General features: G+C 57.7%; 10 protein-coding genes. 8 read left to right on the forward strand and 2 right to left on the reverse strand.

Features of this window, described 5'->3' with window-relative positions; genetic code table 11:
- The first annotated feature begins 74 nt into the window (after positions 1 to 74).
- The 5 genes from M8370_RS17950 to M8370_RS17970 all read left to right on the forward strand — a co-directional run bounded on the left by M8370_RS17950 (position 75) and on the right by M8370_RS17970 (position 9,268).
- The gene (locus M8370_RS17950; RefSeq protein WP_250021528.1) at positions 75 to 1,577 is read left to right on the forward strand and encodes a sugar ABC transporter ATP-binding protein; all 1,503 of its coding nucleotides are present in this window, start codon (positions 75 to 77) and stop codon (positions 1,575 to 1,577) included.
- Positions 1,574 to 2,569, forward strand: coding sequence for an ABC transporter permease (locus M8370_RS17955; protein ID WP_250021529.1), 996 nt, complete (start codon positions 1,574 to 1,576; stop codon positions 2,567 to 2,569). The genes M8370_RS17950 and M8370_RS17955 overlap by 4 nt, the downstream gene beginning before the upstream one ends.
- Before the next feature lie 19 nt (positions 2,570 to 2,588).
- Entirely contained in the window at positions 2,589 to 3,653 is a 1,065-nt protein-coding gene (locus M8370_RS17960; RefSeq protein WP_250021530.1) for a sugar ABC transporter substrate-binding protein, read from the forward strand.
- A gap of 83 nt (positions 3,654 to 3,736) precedes the next feature.
- Positions 3,737 to 4,978, forward strand: a complete 1,242-nt coding sequence (locus M8370_RS17965; protein ID WP_250021531.1) for an LVIVD repeat-containing protein — start codon at positions 3,737 to 3,739, stop codon at positions 4,976 to 4,978.
- A 132-nt stretch (positions 4,979 to 5,110) separates the two neighbouring features.
- Positions 5,111 to 9,268, forward strand: a complete 4,158-nt coding sequence (locus M8370_RS17970; RefSeq protein ID WP_250021532.1) for an Ig-like domain-containing protein — start codon at positions 5,111 to 5,113, stop codon at positions 9,266 to 9,268.
- A gap of 30 nt (positions 9,269 to 9,298) precedes the next feature.
- Here the strand turns inward: M8370_RS17970 and mtnK are convergent, their stop codons facing one another.
- On the reverse strand, positions 9,299 to 10,498 hold the full coding sequence (gene mtnK, locus M8370_RS17975) for an S-methyl-5-thioribose kinase (RefSeq protein WP_250021533.1): 1,200 nt from the start codon (positions 10,496 to 10,498) through the stop codon (positions 9,299 to 9,301).
- A 104-nt stretch (positions 10,499 to 10,602) separates the two neighbouring features.
- Here mtnK and mtnA point away from each other — a divergent pair, with 104 nt between their 5' ends.
- Complete coding sequence (mtnA, locus tag M8370_RS17980) at positions 10,603 to 11,619, forward strand: S-methyl-5-thioribose-1-phosphate isomerase (protein WP_038418891.1); 1,017 nt, start codon at positions 10,603 to 10,605, stop codon at positions 11,617 to 11,619.
- A 43-nt stretch (positions 11,620 to 11,662) separates the two neighbouring features.
- The gene (locus M8370_RS17985; RefSeq protein ID WP_013097615.1) at positions 11,663 to 12,142 is read left to right on the forward strand and encodes an SRPBCC family protein; all 480 of its coding nucleotides are present in this window, start codon (positions 11,663 to 11,665) and stop codon (positions 12,140 to 12,142) included.
- Between the two features lie 40 nt (positions 12,143 to 12,182).
- Here the strand turns inward: M8370_RS17985 and M8370_RS17990 are convergent, their stop codons facing one another.
- Positions 12,183 to 12,449 carry a helix-turn-helix domain-containing protein gene (locus M8370_RS17990; protein ID WP_058650492.1) on the reverse strand — a complete coding sequence of 89 codons (267 nt, stop codon included), beginning with the start codon at positions 12,447 to 12,449 and terminating at the stop codon, positions 12,183 to 12,185.
- A gap of 106 nt (positions 12,450 to 12,555) precedes the next feature.
- On the opposite strand from M8370_RS17990, the gene M8370_RS17995 reads away from it, so the two are divergent.
- Positions 12,556 to 12,780, forward strand: a complete 225-nt coding sequence (locus M8370_RS17995; RefSeq protein WP_094085219.1) for a helix-turn-helix domain-containing protein — start codon at positions 12,556 to 12,558, stop codon at positions 12,778 to 12,780.
- Positions 12,781 to 12,880: the final 100 nt, after the last annotated feature.

A 12,880-nucleotide genomic window follows, 5' to 3' on the forward strand; every position in this document is an offset into this window, starting at 1 on the left:
TTTTCTGTCGTTGTCAGTCAACCGGAGCTGTGAAAAATTCAATAAATCAAACTATTAATGAGGATCCTACGCGGATGGTTTCCAGTCGCCTTGAGATGCGCGGTATCAGCCTGGCCTTTTCCGGCTTTCAGGCGCTGTCGCGCGTGGACTTTACCCTGAACGGCGGATCGGTGCATGCATTGACCGGGGCTAACGGCGCAGGGAAATCGACGCTGATGGCGGTGCTGTGCGGAACGCACGATCGCTATGAGGGGGAGATCTGCATTAATAACCAGCCGGTGACGATCCGCGAACCGCTCGATGCCAAACGGCTGGGGATCCACCTTGTGCAGCAGGAAGTGGACGTGGCGCTGGTTCCGGGGCTGAGCATCGCTGAAAACATCATGCTCGACCAGCTGGCGCAGCCGGGACATCGCTACCGCTGGCGTGCTATTCGTCAACAGGCGAAGCAGGCGCTGGCGCAGCTCGACGTTACGCTGGACGTTCGCCGTTCCATCGACAGCTGTTCGTTGGCTGAAAAACAGCAGATCCTGCTGGCGCGGGCGCTGTCGCATCACTGCCGTTTTTTGATCCTCGATGAACCTACCGCACCGCTGGATGCCCACGACAGTGAACGCCTGTTCGCGGTGGTGCGGCGTTTAAAGCAGCAGGGCATTGGCGTGGTGTTTATCTCGCACCGCATTCATGAACTGAAAGCCATCTGTGACACCTTAACGGTGCTGCGTGATGGCAAGCTGATTGAGACCGGCCCGATGGCGGATCTCAGCGGTGAAGCGATCGTCGAGAAGATGCTCGGCCACGAACTGAGCGATATCTACCCGCCAGCCCGTCCTGTGCATAGCGACGAGACGCTGCTGCGGGTGGAGGGGCTGCACGACGACGCGTTGCTGAAAGATATCTCCCTGCATCTGCGTAAAGGCGAAATCCTCGGCATTGCCGGGCTGGCGGGCGCAGGCAAAACCGAACTTTGCAAGGCGCTGTTTGGTGCCAGCAAAAGCCGGGTGGAGCGTGGCGAGCTCAATCATCAGCCCTGGAAACCGCGCGATCCGGCCGATTCCGTGCTGCGGGGGCTGGCGCTGGTACCGGAGGAGCGGCGCAAGGAGGGGATTTTCATCGACGAGCCGGTGAGCATGAACCTGGCCGTGACGGCAGATACCAGCTTTTCGCGCTGGAGTCTCTTTGGCCATCGTCAGGCGTGGCGCTGGGCGGAAGCGGTGATAGCCCGCGTTGGCGTGCGAACACGCGGGCCGGGGCAGGTTTTACGTCGGCTTTCTGGCGGTAACCAGCAGAAGGTTGCTATTGGCAAATGGCTGCGCAATGACGCCAGCGTGCTCATATTTGACGAGCCGACCAAGGGCGTTGACGTCAAAGCGAAGACCGATCTGTTTCAACTGATCGACGGCCTGGCCCGCGAGGGCAAAGGGGTGATTTACGCTTCGGGCGAGTTTGCCGAACTGGTAGGGCTGTGCGACCGCATCTGCGTGCTCTGGGACGGACGCATCGTGGCGGAAATCCCCGGGGTCGAGGCGCGGGAAGAGACACTACTTTATTATTCAACCGGAGGAACGGCGTCGTGAGCAAAGCCCTTTCAGTGACTGCGGCGGCGTCTGGCCGTCAACAGATTTTCGACTTTCTCTACAGGTGGGGCATGTTGCTCACCGTGGTGGCGCTGGTGGTGGTTTTTGGCCTGGCGTCGGACAGCTTCCTCGACCCGAACAACATCATCAACATTCTGCGCTCGATCGCCATCGTGACGGTGATCGCCATCGGCGTATCGATTTCACTCACCGTGGGCGGGTTTGATCTCTCCGTCGGCTCAACGGCGTCGCTGGCGAATGCGCTGGTGATCTCGCTCTTCGTCTGGCACGGCTTCGGCACCACCGAATCGATTGTGATCACCCTTGCGCTCTGTACCCTGGTCGGGCTGTTTAACGCCTTTCTGATCGTCATTCTGCGTATTCCGGACATGCTCGCGACGCTTGCCAGCCTGTTCGTGATACAGGGCGTGGCGATGACCTACAGCTACGGCGGCTCGATTACCGAAAACATGGTGCTGCCGAGCGGTGATATGGCGGAAGGAACCATTCCGGCGGCGTTCAGCCTGCTGGGGCAGGTGCCGACCATCGTCATCATCATGCTGGCGGTGACCCTGCTGGCACAGCTGGGATTGTCACTGACCACCCACGGCCGGCGCATGTACGCCATCGGCGGTAACCCGGAGGCGGCGCGCCTTTCAGGCATTCGCATCACGCGTTACAAGGTCGCGGCCTACGTGCTTGCCTCGCTGCTGGCCGGACTGGGCGGGATTTTGCTGGCCTCGCGCATTGGGTCGTCGCAGGTGAATGCGGGCGGCGGGTATCTGATGGACGCGGTGGCGGCAGCGTGGATCGGCTTTTCGCTGGCCGGTTCCGGCAAGCCGAACGCGCTGGGAACGCTGGTGGGGGCGGTCATTCTGGGCGTGCTGTCGAACGGGCTGGTGATGCTCTCCGTACCGTATTACGCCATGGACATTATAAAAGGGCTGGTGCTTGCCGTGGCGCTGGCGATTACTTACATACAAAAACGCTGACAACACAACGGGATAAAAAATGAAAAAGATTGCACTCTCTTTGGTGGCTCTTGGGTTACTCACCTCTCTGCCGGGCTTTGCGGCCACGCCTGCACCGGTTCCGGCGGCCATTGCCAACCACGACGGCCCCATTCGCATTGCGGTGATCCGCAACCTTGGCTCGGATGACAACACCACGCAGTTTGTCGCCGGGGCGATCCAGGAAGGGAAAAAACTTGGCTTTAAGGTCAGCACCTTTTTAAGCAACGGTGACGACGCAAAATTCCAGGACTTTGTGAATCAGGCGATCAGCCAGAAATATGACGGGATTATTCTCTCTCAGGGGCGTGATCCGTATGCGACCGCGCTGGTGAAGAAGGCGGTGGATGCCGGGATTAAGGTTTCGGTGTTTGATACCGCCGTCAACGGCGAGATCCCAGGTGTGACGGTCACCCAGCAGGACGATGCCTCCCTGACGAATCTCTCCTTCGGCCAGCTGGCGAAAGATTTCAACGGCAAGGCCAATATCGTCAAGCTGTGGGTCGCCGGTTTCCCGCCGATGGAGCGTCGTCAGGCGGCGTATAAGGAACTGCAAAAACAGTACCCGAATATCAAAGAGCTGGAGTCTATTGGCGCGGTGTCGTCGGACGTGCAGGGCGATACCGCCAACAAGGTCGGGGCAATTCTGGCGAAATACCCGAAAGGTAAAATCGACGCTATCTGGGGCACCTGGGACGCCTTCAGCCAGGGGGCGTATAAAGCCCTGAAGGAGAATGGCCGCACTGAAATCAAGCTCTACAGCATCGACATCTCCAACCAGGACTTACAGCTGATGCGCGAGCCGGGAAGCCCGTGGGCAGTGAGCGTGGCGGTGGATCCAAAGCTGATTGGGGCAACTAACGTGCGTCTGATCGCTAACAAGATTGCCGGAGAGCCGACGCCTGCGACCTATGATTTTAAAGCAGCGGCGATCCCGCAGGCGCTGCTGACCGCCCAGCCGGGTGCGGTGAACGTGGCGTCGCTGGGGAAAATCATTCCGGGCTGGGGACAGACCGAAGACTTTATTGCGCCGTGGTTTGTGACGCTGGAAGCGAAGTCAAAATAGTGCCCGGTGGCGCTTCGCTTACCGGGCCTACGGTGTGGTAGGCCGGGTAAGGCGCTGCAGCCACCCGGCGAAAGGAGCTAAAGGTGACAACATTACCCACCCCTGAATACAGCCGCAATATGCGGCTGATTGGCCATAGCGACCAGGGCGGTCGCCCGGACGGCGTGCAACTGATGGTGCACCGCGGTTATGCGTATATTGGTCATATGGTGTCGCAGGGCTTTTCGATTGTTGACGTGCGCGACCCGAAAAACCCGAAAGCGGCGGGTTATGTACCTGCGCCGCCCGGCACCTGGAATGTGCATTTGCAGGCACACGACGATTTACTGCTGGTGATTAACGCCCGGGATCTGTTTGCCGATGCCCGCTTCGCCGATGAAAAGGTCTACTACACCCGTCAGGTGGGGGAGACCGTCAGCGACGTGCAGGACAAAGGCTGGAGCGCCGGGCTGCGCGTATTTGATATCTCCACGCCGGACAGGCCGCGTGAAATCGGCTTTCTGTCGTTAAATGGCATTGGTATCCACCGCATCTGGTACGTCGGCGGTCGCTGGGCCTATGTGTCGGCGCTGATCGACGGCTTTACCGACTATATCTTCCTGACCATCGACCTGGCCGATCCGCGTAAGCCCGAAGTGGCGGGGCGCTGGTGGCTGCCGGGGATGAACCAGGCCGCAGGTGAACGGCCAGAGTGGCCGGAAGGCAAACGCTACGCGCTGCATCATGCCATTATTGCCGGGGATACGGCATACGGCAGCTGGCGTGACGGTGGTTTAACTCTGCTGGATGTCAAAGATCGCACTCAGCCGAAGCTGATTAGCCACCGCAACTGGAGCCCGCCGTTTGGTGGCGGGACGCATACCGCGCTGCCGCTGCCGGACCGCGATCTACTGGTGGTGCTCGACGAAGCGGTGCTCGACAACCAGGAGGACGGCGAGAAACTCATCTGGCTGTTTGATATCCGCGAGCCGTCGAACCCGGTAAGTATCTCCACCTTCCCGCAGCCAAATGAAAGAGACTACGTGGCGAAAGGCGCGCATTTCGGCCCGCATAATCTGCACGAAAACCGGCCGGGAAGCTTTGTCAGTTCCACGCTGATCTTCGCCACCTTTCAGAATGCAGGGGTGCGTGCGTATGACATTTCGAATCCCTACCGCCCGGTGGAAACGGGGGCGCTGGTACCTGCTGCACCTGAAAGGATGATGGATACACGCCCGAATCGCCCGCAGGTGATCCAGTCGTGTGATGTTTTTGTGGATGCGCAGGGAATTATTTACAGCACGGATTATAACGGCGGGTTGTCGGTGATTGAATATTTGGGCTGAAGGGGAAAGGGGGGCTGAAATATATTTATAAGGTGAATGCTTATATTTATAGATTCTTAAAATAAACGCGCCGACTTTATCTTTAAGTCCTGATACGTACTATGGCTCTTTTTTTATTCAAGGATGAATTTAATGAGCCTGAAAAAATGTGCAGCCTGGTTGCAAATAGCACTGCAACTCCTTCCGCCGTCGTTATTTTCGCTGGGCGCGACGCCCGTCGCCGCGCAGGATAAGGTAGCCGAGCCGCAAACCACCGAGCGGGTAGTGGCACAAACCGCCGTGCAGGCGGGGTCACTGCTGGAGAGCGGCAGTGGCCGTTCTGTCGCCAGCGCAATTACGTCCCAGGCAACAAATACCGCCACGCAGGAAATTGAGTCCTGGTTAAATCAATTTGGTACCACGCGTCTGAATATCGGTACTGATGAGCATTTTTCCATTCAGGACGCGGAGTTAGATCTGCTTATCCCTTTATACGAGCAAAAAACGTCGCTGGTGTTCACCCAGTTGGGTGGCCGTCGTCACGACGACAGAAATATCGTTAATGTCGGGTTTGGCTACCGTGAATTTAATACCGCATGGATGTGGGGCGTGAATACCTTTTACGATCGCCAGGTTTCGGCGAATCAGCATCAGCGCCTTGGTGTTGGAGCCGAGCTAGGCTGGGACTATCTGCGTCTTTCAGCCAACGGCTACTACCGTTTAAGCGACTGGATGTCTTCGTCCCGCTATCGCGATTATGACGAGCGCGTGGCGAACGGCTTTGACCTGCGTGCAACCGGGTATCTTCCCGCCTATCCGCAGCTTGGGGCGAACCTCGTCTACGAACAATACTATGGTCAGCACGTCGGGCTTTTCGGTGACGATGAGGACGATCGTCAGAAAGATCCTTACGCCGTAACCGTTGGACTGAGCTATACGCCCGTTCCGCTGGTTACCCTGGGTGTAAACCAAAAAATGGGTAAGGGCGAGGCATCGGATACGCAGTTTAACCTTGCGGTCAACTGGGCGCCGGGCGTGCCGCTGCGCACGCAGCTTGATGCGGACCGGGTGGGGGCACGCCGTACGCTGCTGGGGTCACGTCAGGAGCTGGTCGATCGTAATAACAATATTGTCCTGGATTACCGTAAGCAGGAGCTGATTTCGCTCGCACTGCCAGAAAACATTGCCGGGAATGAAAATGCCCGCCAGACCATAACCGCGAAGGTTAAAACGAAATACGGGCTCGAACGCATCGACTGGCAGGGTGACAACTTGATACGTAACGGCGGCAAAATCACACCGGGTGCCGATCCGGCCCAGGTGGTAATTACGCTTCCAGCCTGGAAAAATGGCGGTTCCAACGCGTATACGTTAACCGCAACGGCCTGGGATAAGCACGGTAACGCTTCTGATACGGCGCGGATGACGGTGAACGTAAACGGCATGGACGTGACCACGCTGCAGCCCAGCCTGACGGCGTCTCCGTCCCGCTTACCGGCGGATGGCACCAGTCAGTCGGTATTAACATTGGCGCTAAAAACCGCATCCGGCGAGGCCGCAACCGGGCTATCGGAGCGTCTTGGCGCATCGATCACCGTGAAAAATGCCGTTACAGGCACCGCGGCGCCTGTCGCACCGCAAATAAGCGCGTTTCGCGAAACGAGCAGCGGCGTATACAGCGCAACGCTTATCAGCGGAACCGCGCCTGCCACCCTCACCATTCAGACGTTCATCGACGGCAATATTAAGCTTGCTACCGCCTCTGTGACTGAAGAGGCGGTGTCCGAGGTTGTGGAACTTGCATCACTCAGTCCGTCGACCGTAAGCGCACCGGCAGACGGCGTAACGCCAATTGTCGTAGTGGCAAGCGTTGTCGATCGGTCCGGCAATCCCGTTTCGGGGCAAGAGGTGAAATGGACAGCGGATAACGCTGCGGTTCTGCTGTCTGCTGAACGCACCCTCACCAATGAACAAGGGCAGGCCAGCATTCAGCTCATTAGCCGTGACGTGGTTTCGACGACAGTGAGTGCGCAACTGGCGGACGGTAACCCGCTCTCTACCCCGACGCTAAAATTTGTTGCGGACAGCGCCAGCGCACAGGTGAGATCGGTCAATGTCGATAAAACCCGCATTGTTGCCAATAACAGCGACAGCGTAACGTATACCGCGCAGGTCGCAGATAACAGCAATCATCCGCTTGAAGGCGTGGCGGTTAACTGGACGGTGAAGCGGGAAGATGGCACGACCGCAGGAAGCAAAACCTCGGTTACCGACGCCGCCGGAAACGCAACGCTGTCGCTGTCGTCAGCAAAAACGGGCGTTGCCTGGGTTTATGCTGATGTAAATCAGCAGAATGCGGTGAAAGCGGAAGCCGTAACGTTTGTCGCAGACACCAGCACGCAGCGTATCGCCGCCGTGGTGGCCGATAAGCAACAGGCCGTGGCCAACGGCAGCGACAGTATTACCTGGACGGCGCAGGTGCGCGATCTGCAGGGTAACGCCATTTCGGGCGTAGAGGTTAACTGGTCGGCAGATAACCCAGACGTTAAGCTCGCCGCCAGCAGTACGCGGACGGATGCGCAGGGCAATGCCTCGCTGGTGGTTACCTCGCTGAAATCAGGCAGCGTTGTAATCACGGCTCAGACCGCTGAAAGCGCACCCGTTCGTGCTGACAGCGCAACCTTCACGGCCGATCTCACGACCGCGAAAATGACGGAGATGGCCGCCGACAGCGTGACGGCGGTAGCCAATGGCACCGACGGTATCACCGTGCGCACTACCGTTGTGGATGCCAATGATAACCCGGTTGACGGAGCGAAGGTTGGCTGGGCGGTGAGCCCTTCCGGCGCGACGTTGTCCGATACGAGCAGCGTGACGAATGCATCGGGTGAGGCGAGCGTGACTTTACGTTCTGAAACCGCGGGGGAATATTCTCTTCAGGCCACGTTCGGCAGTAACACGTTACGCGTGACAAAACTGACCTTCACCGGTGACACCACCACGGCAAAGCTGGCTACCCTCACGGCGGATAAAACGACCGGCATTGTGGCTGACAGCGATACCGTACTGTTAACCGCAACCGTGGTGGACAGCCATCAGAACCCTGTACCAGGCGTTGCCGTTAACTGGAGCAGCAGTAATGCGGCTGATGTGACCCTGACGCCCGTTTCAGCAATGACCAATGCGCAAGGGCAGGCTGAAACGCGCTTCTCATCGCGCAAAGCGGGCAACATGACGGTTACCGCGACGGTGAATGGTAGCGGTCAGACGCTTACTCTCTCCGTGACCGGTAATCCGGCGACAGCGCAATTTACGAGCCTGAGTGCGGATAAAAAAGAGGCGGTGGCTGACGGGAACGCGACCATACGCTGGACCGCCACCGTCGAAGACGCCAACCATAACCCGCTTAGCGGTGTGGATGTGGCGTGGCGTGTAGATAACAGCAGCGTGAAGCTTGCCAGCGCCAGCACAAAAACCAACGAAGCGGGTCAGGCGGTTGTAACGGCGTCAACGACAACGGCCGGAACGGCAACGGTTAGCGCAACAGTTGTCGGTTCAACGGCGGCGATAAACGCGGAGCCGGTAACATTTATTGGCGATGCGACCACCGCCAGGGTTGAGAGCCTCAAGGCCAGTTCTGACCACGCGGTAGTCAACACCGACCGCATTACCTACACCGCAGTGGTGAAAGACGTAAACGGTAATGCCGTCAAAAATGCGACGGTCAACTGGAACACCACGCTTAATACCCTTTCAGCGCAAACCAGTGTGACCAATGGCAGCGGCGTGGCGACCGTGAAGCTGAGTGGCCCGGATACCGGTACGGCAAAGGTGAGTGCAGAGAGTAATAACACCACTAAAACCGATCAAACGGTTGTGTTTATTGCCAGCTATTCAGCCATGTGGAGCATCACCGGTTCGACAAGCGCATTCAGTACGGGCGCAATATTTGGCTTCCCTTCGCTTGGGTTCGTGGCAACGGGAAGTACGCAGGGGCCGACGTCCCTGGTATGGACCGCAGAAGGTTACAGCACGCTTGTCGTGCCGATGAAGGACGAACAAGGCAATACCCGGGACGTGAAGATTCGCGCGCAGCGCAGATCGGATTGCTCCACCCGTCCGTTTAATGTGGCGGTTCTGTGTAGCAGTTGGGAAACCACAGGCTATAGCGCCAGCCTTAAGTATGTTGAGGCCGATAACCCGGATCTCCCGAGCGGGGTTTACCGTGGGGATATCAAGTTTGCCGGTAAAGACTGGCATTCATCGTGGTCTCTCGATTACACCGTGACCACCACGCTCACCAAAAACTGATGCAAAAACCTCCCGAAAGGGAGGTTTTTTTTAACTGTACTGGCGCACTCTTGCCACCAGCTCTTCCACGCTGTCGATGCGATCGGCAATCACAATCAGCGCTTTACCCAGCGTGATGGCGTGGCGCAGACATTCGTGGCGCATCGCGTCGTCCTGAATGGTATCAATGTCCGCGACGTGAGACAGCCCCACACTGCGGCGGATCAGCTCCGTTCCGCAGAAACCAATGGTATCTCGCCAGACCTTTTTCAAAAATTCAGAGGCATAGCCCGGCGCACTCAGCGCGGCATCCCGGGTTTTCTCGTGCGCCAGCGCCTGGAAGCGCTCCGCAAAGGTATTCCATAACGCCTGAATGTCGATCAGACGCTGTTCCCGGGCGGCAGCGGCATCGCGGATGCCTAAATGCCCCGGCAGGCCACAGAAGTTCAGCAGCAGGTTGCCGATGGCGGTGCCCACGTCAAACCCAATCGGGCCAAAGTAACCGAATTCGGCGTCGATCGCTTTCAGGCTACCCTCGGCCACGAAAATCGATCCGCTGTGGATATCCCCGTGCAATAGCGCCTCGGCGTGGGAGAAGAAGCGATGCTTCAGGGAGGCCACGGCAATTTTCAACTGGGCGTCGTCGCGCAGGGCGGCGACATCGTTTTCCAGCTCAGCCGGATAGTTGTTGCGCTCGTGGATCTGGTACGGATCGTTAAAGAACAGATCTTCAGTGATCTCGCACATCTCCGGGTTAATGAACTGGGCAACCTGCGCTTTTTTCTGGTGCGGGTGCAGGTAAAAATCGCTGGTGTGGAACAGCGTGTGCGCCAGGTACTCCCCCAGTTGACGCACAGCCTGCGGGTAGGCGTTATTCTTAATCAGCTCCCCGCGCCAGATGCGATGGTCGGAGAGATCTTCCATCACCATGACCGCCAGTTCCGGGTCAAAATGATGAATTTTCACGGTATGCTGCGGGCTGTGCTTGTAATGCTCCACCAGCGTTTGCGCCTCAAGACGGGCGCGGTCCAGCGTCAGCGGCCAGGACTCACCGACGCAGCGAACGTATGGCAGCGCCTGTTTTACGATGATGCGGCTCACGCCCTGAGCATCGAAAATTTTGAAGACCAGATTGAGATTGCCGTCGCCTACTTCCTGCGCCTCTACCAGTGATGATGGATTATCAAGGCCGCCAAACTGCCTGGCATACTCCACGGCGTCCTGGGCGGTAAAGGTACGGTATTGCGACATTGCCTGCTCCTCACTGATTTGCGAATAAAGACATTTAGACGTCTATACATCTGGATTTCATCCTGACACAATGTGCTACAACAACGCAACAGGGAATTAACGACATGCAGACATTACAGACGACCAGCCTGCGGGTGGCGGATAATCAGCTCTTTATTCTCGACCAACAGGCCCTTCCGCAGGAGAAACGCTGGCTTGACGCCTCAACGGTCGAGGCGCTGGTGGGGCATATTCACGCCCTTAGGGTGCGCGGTGCGCCGCTGATTGGTCTCTCTGCAAGTCTGCTGCTGGCGCTGCTGGCGGAAAAGGGGAAAAGCCGCGACGAGCTGGCGCTGGCGCTGGAAACGCTGCGCGCTGCACGCCCGACGGCGGTCAACCTGATGAACAATCTCGACCGCATGAAGCAGGCGCTCTGGCAGGAAGATTTCGTTCCGGCGCTGGTGACGGAAGCTCTGCGACTGATTGACGAAGACAGGCAGCTTTGTGACGCCATTGCGACAGCGGGCAGCGCGCTGGTGAAGCCCGGTAGCCGCCTGCTGACCCACTGTAACACTGGCGGTCTGGCAACCGCAGGCGTCGGCACTGCGCTGGGTGTTATTGCTCGCGCACATCAGGAGGGCAACGTCAGCAACGTCTGGGTGGATGAAACCCGTCCGCTGCTGCAGGGCGGCAGGCTGACCGCGTGGGAGCTCGGCGAGCTGGGCGTGCCGTATCAGCTGATTACCGACTCCATGGCCGCCAGCCTGATGGCAAAAGGGGAGGTGGATGCCGTGTGGGTGGGGGCAGATCGTATTGCCGCCAACGGCGATGTGGCGAACAAAATCGGCACCTATTCCCTGGCGGTGCTGGCGAAATTTCACGGCATTCCGTTTTATGTCGCCGCCCCGCAAACCACCCTCGACCCGGCGTGCCCGAACGGTGAGGCGATCCCGATTGAGCAGCGTGCGGCCAGCGAAGTGACGGGCGTGGCGGGAAGCTTCGGCGCGGTACAGTGGGCACCGGAAAATGCGCAGGTTTACAACCCGGCGTTTGACGTCACCCCAGCCTCGCTGATTAGCGGCTGGGTACTGGATACGGGCGTGGTCACGCCGGAAGCGGTAGCAAAGGGGAAATTCGCCTGAGTCCGGCTATCCTTGTAAGGGGTTCCCCTGAGAGGACAACATCGTGACGCTCGATCCCGAAACAGACTTAAAACTGGAACGCGTGGTGGATGCACCGCGCGACCTGCTGTGGCTTTGCTGGACGACGCCAGAGCACATCAAAAACTTCTTTATTCCTGCCCCCCATAAAGTGACCGAATGCGACCTCGACCTGCGCGTGGGTGGACGGTTCAATACCGTTTTCGACGTGGACGGGCAAAAAATGGACAATAAAGGTGTTTTCCTGGAAATCGATCCCGGCAAAAAGCTGGTCTTTACCGACGGCTATACCGAAGGGTGGAAACCGGCCGAAAAGCCGTTTATGACGGCGATTTTGTTGCTGGAGGATCTCGGGGAGGGCAAAACCCGCTATACGGCGATTGCGCGCCATCCCACGAAAGAAATCCGTGAGCAGCATGAACAGATGGGCTTCCATGAAGGCTGGGGGATCGTGCTGGATCAGCTGGTGGGGTATGTAAAGTCTCTCAGACCCCCTCTCCCTTGAGGGAGAGGGTTGGGGTGAGGGGGAGCATACGGTGATAGTGTTAAAGATGGGGGCGTTTTCTTGTCGCCCTTCTCTGACGAAAAATGGGTGTCCCCTTTTCATCAAAATACCTTTCCGGCCATATCACTTCTGGCGAGATGTTGAGCGCCTGAGCGATTAGCCATTCCCCTTTAGGCCATGGCCGGGAAAGCGCATTTGCCAGTGTAGATGATGATAGTCCAGCCTTACGTGACAAGGCTGCCAGGCTCGTTCCGTGTTTCTTTAGCGCGGCAACGATATCGGCAGGATGCCAGTTTTTATCACGCATTGTGTCCTCCTTACGTAAGTTCGTTACGGGCTCAATTATCCCGTTTTGGGATAAAAAGACAATGGGAGGATATTCGATTTCAGGATATTTGTATGGAATCGGAACAATGGCCTCAGTTTATTCAGATGAATACCAGCGAGTTATCAATGCGTTGAAGAAAGCGCGTAGAGAGAAAGGGATTACTCAGACGCAGCTTGCGGAGGCGCTGGGAAAACCGCAGTCGTTTATCGCTAAAGTGGAAAGTGGTGAACGCAGGTTAGATGTGGTGGAGTTTGTGCATTTGGCAAAATTGGTTGGGGCAGATGTGCAGAGGATTATCGCCAGCATTTAATTAATGTGTGACTGCGGAAATGACCACCAGAGCGGTATGTTCCCCCTCACCCCAGCCCTCTCCCACAGGGCTGAGGGATCCCCAGTAATATGGTCATGCC

Source organism: Enterobacter cloacae complex sp. OE43NF, assembly GCF_023544405.1.
In the GTDB taxonomy this organism is placed as follows: domain Bacteria; phylum Pseudomonadota; class Gammaproteobacteria; order Enterobacterales; family Enterobacteriaceae; genus Enterobacter; species Enterobacter cloacae.